The organism is Bacillus sp. P4_E1, assembly GCF_056401715.1.
The window spans coordinates 55819-73040 of sequence record NZ_JBFUIV010000014.1 but is presented as its reverse complement, the minus strand read 5'-3'; the positions used below and the strand labels follow the sequence as shown (position 1 = coordinate 73040).

Annotated in this window: 17 protein-coding genes; 6 read left to right on the top strand and 11 right to left on the bottom strand. The window is 36.1% G+C overall.

From position 1 onward, the window contains the following. Positions 1 to 51: 51 nt before the first annotated feature. A complete protein-coding gene (gene ctaA, locus AC1DS7_RS19575) occupies positions 52 to 987 on the top strand; it encodes a heme A synthase (RefSeq protein WP_002088309.1) in 936 nt (311 codons plus the stop codon). 86 nt (positions 988 to 1073) lie between these two features. Here ctaA and pyc read toward each other — a convergent pair whose 3' ends face one another. The 3 genes from pyc to AC1DS7_RS19560 all read right to left on the bottom strand — a co-directional run bounded on the left by pyc (position 1074) and on the right by AC1DS7_RS19560 (position 6445). Beyond that, entirely contained in the window at positions 1074 to 4520 is a 3447-nt protein-coding gene (pyc, locus tag AC1DS7_RS19570) for a pyruvate carboxylase (protein ID WP_012261618.1), read from the bottom strand. A 333-nt stretch (positions 4521 to 4853) separates the two neighbouring features. Next, on the bottom strand, positions 4854 to 6032 hold the full coding sequence (locus AC1DS7_RS19565) for an FtsW/RodA/SpoVE family cell cycle protein (protein ID WP_016100696.1): 1179 nt from the start codon (positions 6030 to 6032) through the stop codon (positions 4854 to 4856). 125 nt (positions 6033 to 6157) lie between these two features. After that, the gene (locus AC1DS7_RS19560; RefSeq protein WP_002088314.1) at positions 6158 to 6445 is read right to left on the bottom strand and encodes an Fpa/YlaN family protein; all 288 of its coding nucleotides are present in this window, start codon (positions 6443 to 6445) and stop codon (positions 6158 to 6160) included. Between the two features lie 150 nt (positions 6446 to 6595). Between AC1DS7_RS19560 and AC1DS7_RS19555 the strand changes: the two genes are divergently transcribed. Next, entirely contained in the window at positions 6596 to 7093 is a 498-nt protein-coding gene (locus AC1DS7_RS19555; RefSeq protein ID WP_016100695.1) for a molybdopterin-binding protein, read from the top strand. Between the two features lie 49 nt (positions 7094 to 7142). Here AC1DS7_RS19555 and AC1DS7_RS19550 read toward each other — a convergent pair whose 3' ends face one another. Next, complete coding sequence (locus tag AC1DS7_RS19550; RefSeq protein ID WP_002088317.1) at positions 7143 to 8471, bottom strand: PhoH family protein; 1329 nt, start codon at positions 8469 to 8471, stop codon at positions 7143 to 7145. A gap of 246 nt (positions 8472 to 8717) precedes the next feature. Continuing rightward, entirely contained in the window at positions 8718 to 9173 is a 456-nt protein-coding gene (locus AC1DS7_RS19545) for a PNPOx family protein (RefSeq protein WP_002014791.1), read from the bottom strand. Positions 9174 to 9318: 145 nt separating this feature from the next. Between AC1DS7_RS19545 and AC1DS7_RS19540 the strand changes: the two genes are divergently transcribed. Beyond that, entirely contained in the window at positions 9319 to 9519 is a 201-nt protein-coding gene (locus tag AC1DS7_RS19540; RefSeq protein WP_002088318.1) for a YlaI family protein, read from the top strand. Between the two features lie 35 nt (positions 9520 to 9554). Here the strand turns inward: AC1DS7_RS19540 and AC1DS7_RS19535 are convergent, their stop codons facing one another. From AC1DS7_RS19535 to typA, 3 genes are all read right to left on the bottom strand, one after another. Beyond that, complete coding sequence (locus AC1DS7_RS19535; RefSeq protein ID WP_002014793.1) at positions 9555 to 9830, bottom strand: hypothetical protein; 276 nt, start codon at positions 9828 to 9830, stop codon at positions 9555 to 9557. A 17-nt stretch (positions 9831 to 9847) separates the two neighbouring features. After that, positions 9848 to 10150: a YlaH-like family protein gene (locus AC1DS7_RS19530; protein ID WP_002014795.1), complete on the bottom strand. Its 303-nt coding sequence runs from the start codon at positions 10148 to 10150 to the stop codon at positions 9848 to 9850. 160 nt (positions 10151 to 10310) lie between these two features. Then, a complete protein-coding gene (typA, locus tag AC1DS7_RS19525; protein WP_002066916.1) occupies positions 10311 to 12155 on the bottom strand; it encodes a translational GTPase TypA in 1845 nt (614 codons plus the stop codon). 140 nt (positions 12156 to 12295) lie between these two features. Here typA and AC1DS7_RS19520 point away from each other — a divergent pair, with 140 nt between their 5' ends. Further along, the gene (locus tag AC1DS7_RS19520) at positions 12296 to 12475 is read left to right on the top strand and encodes a DUF5325 family protein (protein ID WP_000400129.1); all 180 of its coding nucleotides are present in this window, start codon (positions 12296 to 12298) and stop codon (positions 12473 to 12475) included. A 44-nt stretch (positions 12476 to 12519) separates the two neighbouring features. On the opposite strand, the gene AC1DS7_RS19515 is transcribed toward AC1DS7_RS19520, so the two are convergent. Together AC1DS7_RS19515 and AC1DS7_RS19510 are read right to left on the bottom strand one after the other, a co-directional pair. After that, entirely contained in the window at positions 12520 to 13311 is a 792-nt protein-coding gene (locus AC1DS7_RS19515) for an inositol monophosphatase family protein (protein ID WP_002138115.1), read from the bottom strand. A gap of 88 nt (positions 13312 to 13399) precedes the next feature. Beyond that, positions 13400 to 13588: a hypothetical protein gene (locus tag AC1DS7_RS19510; RefSeq protein WP_002121995.1), complete on the bottom strand. Its 189-nt coding sequence runs from the start codon at positions 13586 to 13588 to the stop codon at positions 13400 to 13402. Positions 13589 to 13794: 206 nt separating this feature from the next. Here AC1DS7_RS19510 and AC1DS7_RS19505 point away from each other — a divergent pair, with 206 nt between their 5' ends. Beyond that, positions 13795 to 14421, top strand: coding sequence for a YktB family protein (locus AC1DS7_RS19505; protein ID WP_002014864.1), 627 nt, complete (start codon positions 13795 to 13797; stop codon positions 14419 to 14421). 80 nt (positions 14422 to 14501) lie between these two features. Here the strand turns inward: AC1DS7_RS19505 and AC1DS7_RS19500 are convergent, their stop codons facing one another. Then, entirely contained in the window at positions 14502 to 14771 is a 270-nt protein-coding gene (locus AC1DS7_RS19500) for a UPF0223 family protein (protein WP_002014862.1), read from the bottom strand. Between the two features lie 383 nt (positions 14772 to 15154). Here AC1DS7_RS19500 and speA point away from each other — a divergent pair, with 383 nt between their 5' ends. Next, the gene (speA, locus tag AC1DS7_RS19495; protein ID WP_002128878.1) at positions 15155 to 16627 is read left to right on the top strand and encodes an arginine decarboxylase; all 1473 of its coding nucleotides are present in this window, start codon (positions 15155 to 15157) and stop codon (positions 16625 to 16627) included. Positions 16628 to 17222: the final 595 nt, after the last annotated feature.

The window sequence follows — 17222 nt, the reverse complement described above, 5'->3', positions numbered from 1 at the left end:
GGAATGAAAATATTTCGCAATAACTTCATAGCAGAAAGATGGTGAAAGAGATTGCAACGCTTTATTAAATGGTTAGCAGTCATTACAAGTCTCGATTTATTAGTAGTTTTACTAGGAGGCGCTTTAGTTACAAAAACGGGTTCAGGCCAAGGATGCGGCAAATCATGGCCTCTTTGTAACGGTGAATTTGTTCCATCTAATTTATCAATGGAGACTATTATTGAGCTAAGTCACCGCTTAACATCTGGATCAGCCGGAATCCTTGTTACTCTTCTTTGTATCTTGTCCTGGAAATATTATAAACATGTGCGCGAAACAAAGACGTTAGCAATTTTATCCTTCGTATTTTTAGTTGCACAAGCATTAATGGGGGCGGCGGCGGTTGTTTGGGGTCAAATGCCTGCTGTATTAGCTATTCATTTCGGTATTTCCTTAATTTCATTTGCTTCTGTCATCTTGTTAACGTGTCTTATTTTTGAAATTGATCAGAAATTTGATGCACGTTCACTTATTATGGACAAAAAAATGAAATTTCATATTTATGGTGTAACAATTTACAGTTATATCGTTGTCTACACAGGAGCTTTAGTACGTCACGAACGAGCTACCTTAGCCTGTCCAGACTTCCCTTTATGTAGCAAAAGTAGACCTATGCCAACTCAACTACATGAGTGGGTTCAAATGGGACATAGAGTTGCAGCGATGTTAATTTTCGCTTGGATACTATATGCGATGATTATCGCTATTCGCCATTACAAGCAGCAGCGTGTAGTATACTGGGGATGGATTATTTCATTTATCCTTGTTACACTTCAAGCTATAGTAGGGATTTTGGTCGTATTTACAAATGCTAGTTTAGCAATGGCATTATTACATTCGCTCTTCATTTCTTGCCTGTTTGCTGTACTATGCTATTTAGTTATGATAGGTACAAGAAGTACAGTCAATGCAAAAGAAACTGAATCAACTTCTAAGCAAACAAAATAAAGTAAAACTATAATACCTTGCCAATTCGGCAAGGTATTATTTACACACAAAAAAGAGCTGCTTTCGCACAGCTCTTTTTCTTTATTTTAATGATCTAATTCAATGAGTAAATCTCCCGTTTGAATTGCATCCCCATCATTTACATATACTTTTTTCACTTTACCACTAAATGGCGCTTGAACCGTCGTTTCCATTTTCATAGCTTCTGTAATTGCCATGGAATCACCTTTTTTCACTTCATCGCCTTCTTTTACAACTACTTTAATAACAGTTCCCGGCATCGTTGCGCTAATATGATTTGGATTTTCACGATTCCCCTTCACACGCTGTGCAACAGTTGATTTCACGTTTTCATCTTTCACTACGATTTCACGCGGTTGTCCATTAAACTCCAGGTAAAGCACACGATTTCCATCTGGCTGTGGCTCCCCAATGGAAACTAGTTTAACCATCAATGTTTTACCTTGCTCGATTTCCACATCAATTTCTTCACCAAGTCTCATACCATAGAAGAATGTCGGTGTATCAAGCACAGATACATTTCCATAAATCCCAGCAACTTTTTCGTAGTCCATAAATACTTTTGGATACAATGCATATGCGACTACATCAAAAATTGTTACTTCGCGTCCAAGTTTGTGGAATAACTCTTCTTTTAAAGCATCGAAATCTACTGGTTCTAATAATTCACCCGGTCTTACTGTTAATGGCTCTTTCCCTTTTAAAATAATTTTTTGTAATTCTTTCGGGAAACCACCATATGGTTGTCCTAAATCTCCAGAGAACATTTCAACAACAGATCCTGGGAAGTCCATAGCATGTCCACGTTCTAAAATATCTTGTTCTGTTAGGTGATTTTGAACCATAAATAATGCCATATCACCGACAACTTTAGATGATGGTGTTACTTTTACAATGTCGCCAAACATATCATTAACACGGCGATACATCACTTTAACTTCATCAAAGCGATCTCCTAAGCCAACCGCTTTTGCTTGTTGTTGAAGATTACTATACTGTCCACCCGGCATTTCATGCATATATACCTCTGTGTGAGGAGCATTCATACCACTTTCAAATGGAGCATAATATTTTCGTACATCTTCCCAATAATGAGATAGTTTTTCTAATGAGTCTATATTAACATCTGGCTGTCTTTCGTTTCCACCTAACGCATAGTATAGTGTATTCGCACTTGGTTGTGACGTTTGACCAGCCATTGAACTCACCGCTACATCGACAATATCAACACCCGCTTCAATTGCCTTTGTATACGTTAAAATACCATTTCCGCTCGTATCGTGTGTGTGCAGGTGAATTGGAATCGACACCGTCTCTTTTAATGCTGAAACTAAATCATATGCTGCGTTTGGCTTTAGTAAGCCCGCCATATCTTTAATTCCTAAAATGTGAGCTCCTGATGCTTCCAACTCTTTTGCTAAATTTTTATAATAATTTAAATCATATTTACTGCGTAACGGATCATGAATGTCTCCTGTGTAACACATTGTTGCTTCTGCAATCTTACCAGTATCTCGTACAGCATCAATTGCAACTCTCATGCCTTCTACCCAGTTTAAGCTATCAAAAATACGGAACACATCAATTCCGGCTTGCGCGGAACATTCTACAAATTTTTGAATTAAATTATCTGGATAGTTTTTGTATCCAACTGCGTTTGAAGAACGAAGTAACATTTGGAATAAAACGTTTGGCATTTTTTCACGAAGATCTAGTAATCGTTCCCATGGATCTTCTTTCAAGAAACGATACGCAACATCAAACGTTGCACCGCCCCACATTTCTGCTGAGAATAAGTTTGGTAACATTCTCGCTGTCGGCTCTGCAATGTGATGTAAATCTTTTGTACGAACACGAGTTGCAAGTAATGACTGATGTGCATCACGGAATGTTGTATCAGTTAAAAGTACACGCTTTTGATCTTGTACCCACTTTACTAATCCATCCGCTCCACGCTCATCCAAAATTTGTTTCGTTCCATTTTGCATTGGCTCTGAGTGTATCACATTTGGTATACGAGCATCTGGGAAAATTGGTTTCTCTTTTTTCCCTACTCCTGGGAAGCCATTTACTGTTACTGTACCAATATAATTTAACATTTTTGTTCCGCGGTCTTTACGTTTCGGGAACAAGAATAGTTCAGGTGACGCGTCAATAAATGAAGTGTCATATTCTCCTGATAAGAAGTTTTTATGTTTTACTACATTCTCTAGGAATGGAATATTTGTTTTAATACCACGAATACGGAATTCTTTTAAGTTACGTTCCATTTTTGCAGCGGCTTGTTCAAAAGTAAGTGCCCAAGTAGTAACTTTTACAAGTAAAGAATCGTAGTACGGTGTAATAACTGCACCTTGGAAACTATTACCTGTATCAAGACGAACACCAAAACCACCGCCTGATCGGTACGCCATAATCTTTCCTGTATCAGGCATAAAGTTATTAAGTGGGTCTTCTGTTGTTACACGAGATTGGATTGCAAATCCATGCACAACCACTTCCTCTTGCTTAGGAACACCTACCATTTTGCTATGTAATGCATGTCCATCAGCTATTAAAATTTGCGATTGAACTATATCCACTCCTGTAATCATCTCTGTAATCGTATGTTCAACTTGAACACGTGGGTTTACTTCAATGAAGTAAAACTCATCACCTTTTACAAGGAATTCTACCGTTCCAGCATTTAAATAATTTACATTTTTCGTTAACTTTACTGCAGCATCACAAATACGCTGACGCAAATCATCTGAAAGCGACACGCTCGGTGCAATTTCAACTACTTTTTGATGGCGTCGTTGTACAGAGCAATCACGCTCATACAAATGAACAACATTACCTTCTTCATCTGCTAAAATTTGTACTTCTATATGTTTAGGTTTTTCAACGAATTTTTCAACGTACACTTCATCATTACCAAAGGCTGCTTTTGCTTCTGATTTCGCGCGATTATACGATTCTCTTAACTCTTCACTAGCACGTACAATACGCATACCGCGACCGCCGCCACCAAGGGATGCTTTAATAATAATCGGGTAATCATACTTTTCAGCAAATTCTTCAACTTCTTCTATTGAATTTACTGGACCATCACTACCAGGAATAATTGGAATTTGTGCTAGCTGCGCTTGTGTTCTTGCTTTAACTTTATCTCCAAACATGTCTAAATGCTTACTTTTTGGACCGATAAAGATAATCCCTTCTTCTTCACAACGTTTTGCAAATTGAATATTTTCTGACAAGAAACCATATCCAGGGTGGATTGCATCTACATGATTACTTTTCGCAATCTCAATAATGCCTTCAATATCTAGATAAGCATCAATTGGCTTTTTCCCTTCCCCAACTAAATAGGACTCATCGGCTTTATAGCGATGATAAGAACCGCTATCCTCTTTAGAATAGATCGCAACTGTGTTTAATCCAAGTTCTGAACATGCTCGGAACACACGAATTGCTATCTCTCCACGGTTAGCTACCAATACTTTTTGAATACGTTGCAGCTTTGTCATGATTTTCCCCCTCTATTTTCCTACCACTCTAGAGATAAAATACATACACACTCTAAAGAGCGTGAAGTTCTTCACTTTCTACATTATATTATACTTAGAAAGCTTCACTTTATTTTTATCCATCATACCTTATTTTTCAACAAATGATAAGTTTTCTGATCGATTTGTTTCACAAAAATAGTATAGCATACCTCTTCCTTTTCTAACAACAATATTGTATATCACATTCACTTAAATGTAATATACTTTTCGTTTTATAACAATCAATATTGTATCACATTTAAAATCTAACAAAATAAAAAACACATTGAACTCTAGAGCTCAATGTGTTTTTTATTTTACAACAACAAGATGCGGTCCACCTTGTTCTATTTCGTTAGTCAATTTGTTTTGTTGTTTCTCTTGTCGTTTTACATAACTGGCAATATTTAACAGTATACCCATTGCAAGTAAATTAGCCAATAAAGAACTACCACCATAACTTATAAACGGTAATGGTACCCCTGTAAGCGGTATTAACCCAGACATACCACCAACATTTATAAAAGTTTGAACTCCAAACAAACTTGCAATTCCAATTGCTATTAAACTTCCAAACGGATCTCTGCACTTTTGTGCAACCCTAAATGCCCGAATAATAATAAGTAGTAAACAGATTAAAATGACAGCTACGCCTATAAATCCAAGTTCTTCAGATATAATTGCCATAATAAAATCTGTTTGCGGTTCTGGTAAGTATCCATATTTTTGCACACTGTTCCCTAACCCTCGACCATTTAGCCCTCCTGAAGCAATTCCAATAAAAGAATTTATTAATTGGAACCCATCATTTTGAGGATCGTTAAATGGATCAAGAAAAACGGAAAAACGTGCCTTTTGATACTTGCTTAATCCATAATTCCCGAGAAAATATAGTGCCGGAATCCACACTATAGAAGTTAAAACGATTCGTTTTATCCATAAATTAATCCGTACCCCCGAGCAAAGAAACATAATTCCAACCGTTCCCGCAATTAATAAATCGGTACCTAAGTCATTTTGCTTTAAAATTAAAAACATTGCCAATCCAACAAAACCAAGCGTAAGTCCCGATCCTTTAAAAACAGGAGTATCTGTCTCTTGTCTTCTCGCAAAAAAACGAGCTAATATAATAATAATCGATATTTTAACAAATTCAGCGGGCTGTATACCTAATATCCACCCTTTTGCACCGTTTATTTCCTTACCGAAAAACAAGGCTGCTGCTAATAAACCAATACTACCTATTCCCATTGCTATTAAAACTATTCGCTTCCTCCAAAGTTTATAAGGAATAGCAATGATAATCGCTAACATTATCGCTCCAACAGCTAGAATTAATACTTGCCTATTAAAAAAGAAATCCGCTGGTTTCCCATGCTTCGAAATCGCAACAATGGAACTAGAACTATATACCATTATAACTCCCAGCACACATAAGATAATAAGAGGAAGTAATAAGGAATAATCCATCGATTTCCATACTTTTTTCATTTCATTTCCTCTTTCTGTTTCAATTTAATTATTGTTGTATTCCATATGTATATAGGTTCTTCCTTCTTTATTATACAAATAAAAGGCCCAAACTATTTCAGTTTGAGCCCCCTTATTTGAACCCGTTATTGTTGTTTGTTTGTAAATGCTTCATGAAGTGCAGACAACTCACGTTCGAGCTCTCCTAACATTGCTTTCCCTTGTTCTTCTCCAATAAGACCAAGGCGAACCGCAAAATCGACCTCGCGGGATAGTCCAAACATTTGTGTGTCTAAAACTTCTTCATATAATGGACATTGCGGCATTGTAAGATTGTCCATTTGTACCTTAATAAGTCTTAAAATCTTCTCTGCATCCGCTTGTAGAAGGGCTAGTGCCTTTTCCTGATGATTTGATACTGTCTCAGACGCCAAATTGATTCCCTCCGTTTCCGTCCTACTCTCTCATATCTATTAATATTAGCGATAGTTTTAATAAATTGCAATAGAAACATTTTTTGTGACAACAGTGCCTAATACTATTATACTGAAAAGTGGGAGTATAACACAAATGGGGGAACAACAATGAGCGAAATTTTATTTATTAATGGAAAAGTTCGTTTTCCAATCACTATCGATCCAACTGTATGGATTTTCGATGATCGAAAAATAGATTTGACAACTTACTTTGATGAAACTAGAGAAGACTCATCCGAATTAGAAACATACTTAAAACATACTTCAGAGCATTGGGATCGCGAAATCCGTGATGGTGCTGCCTTCCCGCCAATACAACAAAGTGTAAAGAAATATAAAAAAGAACAGCTTATTAACGGGACATTTGGCATACCACTTCATCCATTTCTAAAAAATGCTGAAATTTTAGAAGATGCTACTCATGTCGAAATTGCAACCACAGACAATACAATTACACTTCCGTTAGAAACAGCCCATAAAGCTATTCTCGGTTTTTCAAAAGAAGGTAAACCATTACGAGAAGACGGGCCTGTTCATCTATATTTCCATGATGGATCTAATAGACAAAATCCGATTCGTAACATCCGTAAATTTACAATCATTTAAATTGTATAATTAAAAGGCAAAAAAGGAGTGAGCTTAAGCTCACTCCTTTTTATAATAAATCCGCTGCTAGTTGTGCTAAATTAGAACGCTCTCCTTTAACAAACTTTACATGACCACTAATACGTTGTTCTTTAAACTTCTCTACAACATATGTTAAACCGTTATTATATTCATCTAAATACGGGTGATCAATTTGCTGAGGATCCCCCATTAATACAATCTTACTTTTTTCGCCTACCCTTGTTAATATCGTCTTTACTTCATGCTTCGTTAAATTTTGTGCCTCGTCAATTATAATGAATTGGTCTGGAATACTTCTCCCGCGTATATAGGTAAGCGCTTCTACTTCAATCGAACCCATTCCAGCTAAAATAGCATCTAGCTCCCCAGGCTTTTTCGTATTGAATAAATACTCTAGATTATCAAAAATCGGCTGCATCCACGGTCTTAATTTTTCCTCTTTCTCTCCTGGTAAATAGCCTATATCTTTCCCTACCGGTACAATTGGTCTCGCGACAAGTAGTTTTTTATATAACCCTAAATCTTCCGTTTGCATTAGTCCCGAAGCTAATGCGAGTAACGTTTTTCCTGTACCGGCTTTCCCTGTTAACGTTACAAGTGGAATATCTTCCCGAAGTAGCAATTCTAATCCCATAATTTGCTGCACGTTTCGTGGGCGTATCCCCCACACTTGTTCATTGTGAAAAATAAGTTTTTTTACCTTCTTACCTAAATGATCCACAATCCCAAGTGCAGAACTAGAACCCCCTAGTGCATCTTTCATTACAACAAACTGATTTGGATAAAAAGGATGATTTGCGATTTCAGATAAAGGCAGTTCACCTTTTTCATAAAAATAATCTAACTGTTCTTTTGATATATACCCTTCTAAAAATCCTGAATATATATTTTCCACTTCGATTACTCGGTCACTTAAATAATCTTCGGCCTGCAATCCGATTGCATCAGCTTTTACCCTTACGAGTACATCTTTACTTACTAAAATAACTGATTTCCCGTCCTCTTTTTCTTGTTCTTCTAAAGAGAGGTTTTTCGCTACCGCTAAAATTCGATTATCATTTGTTTTTTCTACAAAAATATCTTGCAGTTGAACAAACGAGCGATGATTTAATTCAATACGAAATGTACCGCCGTTTTCTAACGGAATACTTTCATGCAGCTTTCCTATTTCGCGAAATTTGTCGATTAACTTAGATACATAGCGAGCATTTCGTCCTACTTCATCCATATAACGTTTTTTCGAATCAACCTCTTCTAATACAACTGCTGGAATCACTACTTCATTTGTTGCAAATGAAAAAATAGATAAAGGATCCTGCAAAAGTACATTCGTATCTAACACATAAATTTTATCCAACCTGTTACCCCCTGACTCCACTTTTAAATTTGTAGAACAAGGGTTTCATCCATAAAATATGGACGAACCATTGTTATAATTATATGTACCGTAAAAACGAGGTAGAATCGAAACTCATAGAAATTAAACCTTTTCTTTATTTTTTATTCATTTCTATTCAATATATTACTTTTTATTATAATTTTTCACATTAAATCACAATACTCACTTGTAAAAGTTTATGAACGATGTTCCTATTCATCTTCTTTATAATTCTTTCATTCCTACTAATACTTGGTTATCAAGCTTTTTAGCTGCTCGAAGATCATATGTTTTTTCATATGTTGGTTCAGTAGCAAGTTTCGCACCATAAAACATAACATCACGAACTTCTTGTACATTCACTTCTACTACCGTTAATTTTAGAGGAATCCCTTCCATTCTATCTGTTAAAATTTCACTTTCACCACTTATGGAAAATACGGATTCATTCGCCATTATAGTCAATACAACCCCTGCACTATGCCGTATATTCCCCACAATACGTGAGCGTTGATCTACCGCAAATCGAATACTAGTTTCACTCACTGCATATACCCAAGAAATAGCACTTACGTTAGGAATTTGTTTTTCGAAATCTGTTGTTGCTATCATAACGATACACTCTTTACGCAAAGATTGTACTAAATCACCTGTCAATGTAGGCTCAACTACATTCGCCATATTTCCACCTCCAAATATTATTTATATATCCTTATCATAACCTATTTTTCGAATTGCGAAAATATTATTTTTTCCCGCTATTATTCAAAAACATTATACTTCCATGATATACTTATACTGATAGAATTCGTATTGAGGTGACGAAATGAGAGTCAAATGTATGATTTGTGATAAAAAAGATATGTTAGATGACGAAAATCCTATGGCAAAAAAACTGCGTAATCGCCCTATTCATACATATATGTGCATGGAATGTACGGAACGAATTGCAGAGCGTACTACGGAACGCCATGCGAGTGGTAATTTCCGATTATATCGTGATAAAAAAGTAGAAGACGATTGGTAAACCGGAAATAAGTCCTTAATCATATAGATAAGGACTTATTTGTATTTTTCTGGTTCACGATTCATCTGATCCAAAAAACAATCAATGGCTTCTACCGGAAATCTTGCACACCTTATTTCTCCATCAATTTCATATGTAATCAAATACATTTCCTCGTTCTTTTCAACTTCTACATTTCGTAATTTATGCTCTTCATATATCATATTTTGAAATAATACATACGTTTCTTGTGCAGCTCTATCATCTGGACGTGCTTCCGCAACCGTTTTAATTGTTAACCAATTATATAGTGCATCTTGTACCGAGCGCATGAAAGCCCCTCCTTTTTTCACCCTGTTTTTTGTTGTTTAGCTTGACGTAAACGCAGTCTATAAATTCCAAGTACAATTGCCGCTACAACGAGCCCCTCTCCAACGGGTAAAAAAACTGCAAAAAAAGTTAATACCGTGCATCCAATTGCTAAAGAAATATATATCACTATATTTTTTAGTACCGATAGCTTCCTTGCAAATCCTAAATTATATACAAGTGCACTTAATAAAATTATTGTTCCATAAAGCAACCACATCCCTAACTCTGGATTTTCATCAACTTTACAAAGTTTCGCGAAAAATGACATTCTTTCTAACACTATCTTTCACTCCTTCTCATGAAACAAATTCTCTTTATGTACTTAATACAAGAGTAACTCGCAAAAAAAATACTGTCCACAAAAAAAGAGTAAATATTCTAAAAAATAAACAAAAAACAAAAAAACAGCTACCTTTATAAAAGGTAGCTGTTCTATTATTTTATGCTTCAACAGATTTCTTTTTCTTAGCAGCTCTTTCGCGCTCACTCTTATCAAGAATCTTTTTACGTAGACGAATTGATTCTGGAGTTACTTCACAGAACTCATCATCGTTTAAGTACTCTAATGACTCTTCTAAAGTCATTAAGCGTGGTTTTTTCATTGATGAAGTTTGATCTTTCGTCGCAGAACGAATGTTAGTTTGTTGTTTCATTTTTACAACGTTAACTGTTAAATCATTCTCACGTGTATGTTCTCCAACGATCATACCAGCATATACTTCTGTACCTGGTTCAACGAAGATTACACCACGGTCTTCAACTTGCATAATACCATATTGTGATGCTTTTCCTGTGTCAAGTGAAACTAGAACACCTTGGCGACGTCCACCCACTTGTCCAGCATGTACTGGTTGGTAGCAATCAAATGTATGGTTTAAAATACCGTAACCACGAGTTAATGTTAGGAATTCTGTTGTGTAACCAATTAAACCACGTGCCGGAACCATGAAAGTAAGGCGAACTTGACCGTTTCCGTTATTCACCATATCTAACATTTCACCTTTACGTGCGCCCATTGATTCCATAATAGAACCAGTGTATTCTTCAGGAACATCGATTTGTACGCGCTCTACAGGCTCGCTTCTTACGCCATCAACATCTTTAATAATTACTTCAGGCTTAGATACTTGTAGTTCATAACCTTCACGACGCATGTTTTCAATTAAGATAGATAAATGTAACTCTCCGCGTCCAGATACGATCCATGCATCAGGAGAATCTGTATTATCTACACGTAAACTTACATCTGTCTCTAATTGTGAACGAAGACGCTCTTCAATTTTACGAGAAGTAATGAATTTACCTTCACGACCTGCAAATGGGCTGTTATTTACAAGGAATGTCATTTGTAGTGTTGGCTCATCAATACGTAATAATGGTAAAGCCTCTTCATGCTCAACCGGACATACCGTTTCACCTACGTTAATGTCTTCCATACCTGAAACAGCTACTAAATCTCCAGCTTTTGCTTCTTCAATTTCTTGACGTTTTAATCCAATGTAACCAAATAATTTAGTTACACGGAATTGTTTTACACTTCCGTCAACTTTCATTAATGCAACTTGTTGTCCTACTTTCATTGTACCGCGGAATATGCGTCCAACCCCAATACGGCCAACATAGTCATTGTAATCAAGAAGTGCTACTTGGAATTGAAGTGGCTCTTCGCTGTTATCAATTGGTGCTGGGATATGTTCAATGATTGTGTCAAACAATGATTTCATATTCTCTTCTTGATTTGCTGGATTTGAATCTAAGCTTGCTGTTCCGTTCATTGCTGATGCAAATACAACTGGGAATTCTAATTGATCTTCGTTTGCACCAAGTTCGATGAATAAGTCAACTACTTCATCAACTACTTCATCAGGGCGAGCGAAGTCACGGTCAATTTTGTTTACAACAACGATTGGAGTTAAGTTTTGCTCAAGAGCTTTCTTTAAAACAAATCGTGTTTGTGGCATACAACCTTCATATGCATCAACAACAAGTAGAACACCATCAACCATTTTCATGATACGTTCTACTTCTCCACCAAAGTCAGCGTGACCAGGTGTATCTAAAATGTTAATTCTTTTATCTTCATAGTGAATCGCAGTATTCTTCGCTAAAATTGTAATACCACGTTCTCTTTCTAGATCATTTGAGTCCATTGCGCGTTCTTCAATATGTTCATTCGCACGGAACGTCCCCGCTTGACGTAATAACTGGTCAACAAGTGTTGTTTTACCATGGTCAACGTGGGCAATAATTGCTATATTTCGTAAATCTTGTCGTTTTTTCAACATGTCCAACTCCTAATGTCTTTTTAATCCTTCTCTATTATAAGAGCGAAGGGGATACAATGGCAATCAAAATAAAATCAAGAATGAAAATATAGTTGTATTCTTACTTTTGTGAAAGTAAAATAAGATTGGAGGGTGAAGAAATGGAACACATTCAATATCGCTTTTTATTAACAGCAATTATCGGTGTTATCTTCTTAATTGGTATCGGAATTATGGTTGCTGAAAATAGTCCCATCGGCATTATTATTTGCATTATCGGCACATTTGTTACAGTTGGATACGGTTTTGTAACAAAAAGAAAAATGCGTAAATCGCAATAACATTAAAAAGTAAGAAGCTTCTTTATGCCTCTTACTTTTTTTCATTATTGCGATACAAATGGTAATAATTCTTCGTATACTCCTGGTTTTGCAACTAACACACTGCTTTTCTCTACAATAGAAAGAGGCGTTCCCAAGAACGTTGTCACTTTACCGCCAACTTCTTCTACAATAATCTGTCCCCCGCCAAAGTCCCATGGTGATAAGCGCGGTGTCACATATGCATCTAATCTTCCGGTTGCAACATATACCATTTCTAACGCTGCACAACCATATGACCTCGTACCTCTCGCCTTCTTAACGAGCATCATCATTTTTTCCATATTAAGCAATGGATTATCAGTAAGCCATATCGCATTCAAAGCTATAACTCCATGCTCTACCGTTCCTTTTTCCAACATGGGAATAGCTAAATCATTGCAAAAAGCCCCTTCTCCCTTTACCGCATGATATAGTTCGTCATGAACTGGATCATAAATAAGACCAATCTTTCCGATACCGTTCTCATAAATCCCGATTGAGATTGCGAAATTTCTTTTTTGATGAACAAAGTTCATCGTGCCGTCAATTGGATCAATTAACCAAACAACCCCATTAGAAGAGGTAATCTCATCTCCGTAGCCTTCTTCTCCTAAAATATTATGATGTGGGAATGTTTCTTTAATTTTCCCAATTAAAAACTGCTCCGTTTCTCGGTCCATATTTGTTACTAGATCAGCTGCATTTGACTTTGTTTCTATAATAAGTGTTTTTTTCAGTGACGCCATTAAATGTTCTCCAGCTTCTCGAATCCACTGTTTCGCGTGTGTATCGATGTCTTTCCATACTTCTTGCATGTTTAAACACTCCGATCTATACTGTTCACAGAAAAAACGAACCCTTTATAAGGTTCGCACCAACTAATTATTTATACATATACTATTATTACGCTTCTAAACGGATCATTTCAAGTCTTAACACTTCTAATTTTTGTACGCACTCTTCTTTTTTCTGTTTGTCGTTATCCATCATCGCATCATATAAAGTTGCTAATTCATAATCTAGCTCCAAACGTAGCACCGGAATTCTCTTTTCAGCATCTGTTCTCTTTAACGCATTAATCACCTGTCTCATTTTTTTTGCCTCCTCCCAATATTCGTCTGCCCTCGGACTAGAATTGATTCAATTTTCTGATTTTTTGTTTTATACTATACTATGTTGGATGAATCATCTATGCAACAAAATTATATTTTTTTATTTAAATTTTTTTGTGATGTTTTTTTTATGAATAGTACAAGCTATGCTAAAATTAAAACAAAATAGGAGTTGGAGGAACAATCATGACACTACAAACATTCACATCAACTGATTTTGAAGTCTTTACTGTTGATGGTCTTGAAGAACGAATGAGCGCAATTAAAACGAATATTCATCCTAAGCTAGAAGCTTTAGGGGAACAATTTGCAGAATATTTATCACAACAAACTGATGAAAACTTTTTCTACCATGTAGCAAAACATGCACGCCGCAAAGTCAATCCACCAAACGATACTTGGGTTGCTTTTTCAACAAATAAACGTGGATATAAAATGTTACCACACTTTCAAATTGGTTTATGGGGTACTCACGCCTTCATATACTTTGGTTTAATCTATGAGTGTCCACAAAAAGTGGAGACGGCTCACGCCTTCTTAGAACATTTAAATGATTTAAAAACAAATATTCCAAATGACTTCGTTTGGTCCATTGACCATACTAAACCAGGTGTAAAACTACATAAAACGCTTGAAACGGAAGACTTACAAAAGATGATTGAACGTTTAGCTACTGTGAAAAAAGCAGAGTTATTAGTCGGTATTCATATATCACCAGAGGAGTTTTCAGCAATGACCAACGAACAATTCCTTGCTAAGATTGAATCTACGATGCAACCACTCCTTCCTTTATATGCACTTTGTAATCGATAGTAGAAAACGGACAATTTATATTGTCCGTTTTTAGTTGTTATCACATTATAGCACTTTGCATTTTAATTTTCAAAATATTTTTACATTTTTACAATCTTTTTTTCCGCTACTTCTTTTGCTCTTTGAATCGTACGATATATAGAATATCCACTTACTTCTTGAAATTCTTTATCAATTTTTTTCTCCGCTGCCTTCGATGGCACAATCTCTTTAAAACGACGATATAATTCCATCAAATCTTCTCTCAAAACTCCTTTTTCATATACCTTTTCAATCGCTTCATAAAACTTTACAACTGCTACCATTTCTTCATTTGACCAATTGTAATCAAGTGGATATTGATATTCCATTTTTGCACCTCATTCAGTATTCTTTCTTTTTCCATTATGCTACCTTTAAGACAACCTTTTATTCTTCACTATAGCCACTCTGCATTATACACCATTTATCCATTTCAATGGAATTGTCTTCCTCTTTGCAGTATTTAAAATATAACTATTAAACATACTCACCTTGAAAATGCGATTTTTCTATACATCTATAATTATTGGTGATATAATGCTTTTGTTTTATAGAGAATAAAGTGAGACTACCATCCCAAAAAAGGCTTTTGCGAATGGCAGAAAAACAAGTCAAGTTCTAAAAGTTTGTCATCTTAATTTCCTTTTAGAATGAGATGAAATCATATAAAACAAACTCTAATAAATATTACGAAGAAGAAGGGGTGTATAGATTGTCCCAATACGAAACACCATTGTTTACCGCTTTAGTTGAGCACAGTAAGCGAAATCCAGTTCAATTCCATATTCCTGGTCATAAAAAAGGACAGGGCATGGATCCTACATTTCGCGAATTTATTGGGCATAATGCATTAGCAATTGATTTAATTAATATTGCGCCGCTCGATGATTTACATCATCCAAAAGGTATGATTAAAGAAGCACAGGATTTAGCAGCCGCTGCTTTCGGTGCAGATCATACGTTCTTTTCTATTCAAGGTACAAGTGGTGCAATTATGACAATGGTGATGAGCGTGTGCGGTCCTGGGGATAAAATCCTCGTGCCACGGAATGTGCATAAATCAGTAATGTCAGCTATTATTTTCTCAGGTGCAAAACCAATTTTCATGCATCCTGAGATTGATCCGAAGCTCGGTATTTCACATGGGATCACAATTCAATCTGTCAAAAAGGCTCTTGAAGAGCACTCAGATGCGAAAGGCTTACTTGTTATAAATCCAACATATTTTGGGTTTGCTGCAGATTTAGAGCAGATTGTAGAATTAGCTCATTCTTACGATATTCCTGTACTTGTTGATGAGGCTCACGGTGTTCATATCCATTTTCATGATGAACTACCAATATCAGCTATGCAAGCAGGTGCAGATATGGCAGCAACAAGTGTTCACAAATTAGGTGGGTCTTTAACCCAAAGCTCTATTCTTAATGTAAAAGAAGGTCTTGTGAACGTAAAGCATGTCCAATCCATTATTAGCATGCTTACGACTACATCAACTTCTTACATTTTGTTAGCATCCCTTGATGTTGCTAGAAAACGTCTTGCTACAGAAGGAACAGCTCTCATAGAACAAACAATACAATTAGCTGAGCATGTTCGTGATGCTATTAATGCTATTGAGCATCTTTATTGTCCCGGAAAAGAAATGCTAGGAACAGATGCTACTTTTAACTATGATCCTACAAAGATAATTGTATCTGTAAAAGATTTAGGTATTACAGGCCATCAGGCTGAAGTATGGCTTAGAGAACATTACAACATTGAAGTAGAACTCTCTGATTTATATAACATACTTTGTCTTATCACATTTGGAGATACAGAAAGTGAAACAGATACACTTATTACAGCATTACAAGATTTAGCAGCAACATATAGAAATAGAGCAGACAAAGGTGTTCAAGTACAAGTAGAAATACCAGAAATACCTGTGCTAGCACTTTCTCCTAGAGATGCTTTTTATTCAGAAACAGAAGTCATTCCATTTGAAAACGCAGCAGGTCGTATTATAGCTGATTTTGTTATGGTTTATCCGCCAGGGATTCCAATCTTTACTCCGGGGGAAATTATTACACAAGATAACTTAGAGTATATTCTTAAAAATTTAGAAGCTGGGTTACCTGTACAAGGTCCTGAAGATATGACATTACAAACATTACGTGTTATTAAAGAGTACAAGCCTATCAGTTGATAGGCTTTTCTTTCACCTTTTTTCTCTTTTTTTCATACGATACTAAAGAATTTGACATTCCCACCCTAATGGGGCAAGCTGACTAACATCAGTGGGATTCTTGCTACCTAAGGCGAAGTCCATTTCTGGTATCGCTGACGTGCAAGATTGCGGTGTGCCATCACCACTCTCACAACAGACCGTATAGGTTCGTGAGCTACTGTACTATACCATACCGTACAGATTCGTGTTCAGGTGTTTTAGCGTCTTGTTCTTGACGACACATATCATTTTACCGATAGCTTGAATTCGGCTATCGAACTCCCTATGCTATCTTTTTTCAAAGAACACATTGGCGTTTTAAAGACTTGTACTTGTCTGTAGTTAAAGTCTACCAAAATATAAAGTGAAACTTTAATCAGTGGGGTTTTGTTCATCCCCACTGATTATTAGCCTTCACCAATCGGGCGTTTACGGGCAGCAGGGCTCCAGCCGAATTTTGAGGTGGAATTCTTACTGCCCGTAAATAGCGGGATAAATGTTTTTCTATGAAAAAGCGATACTTTCATCCTATGTCTAAAGTCCAATATAGGCTTTCCCGTATCGCGAAATCTGT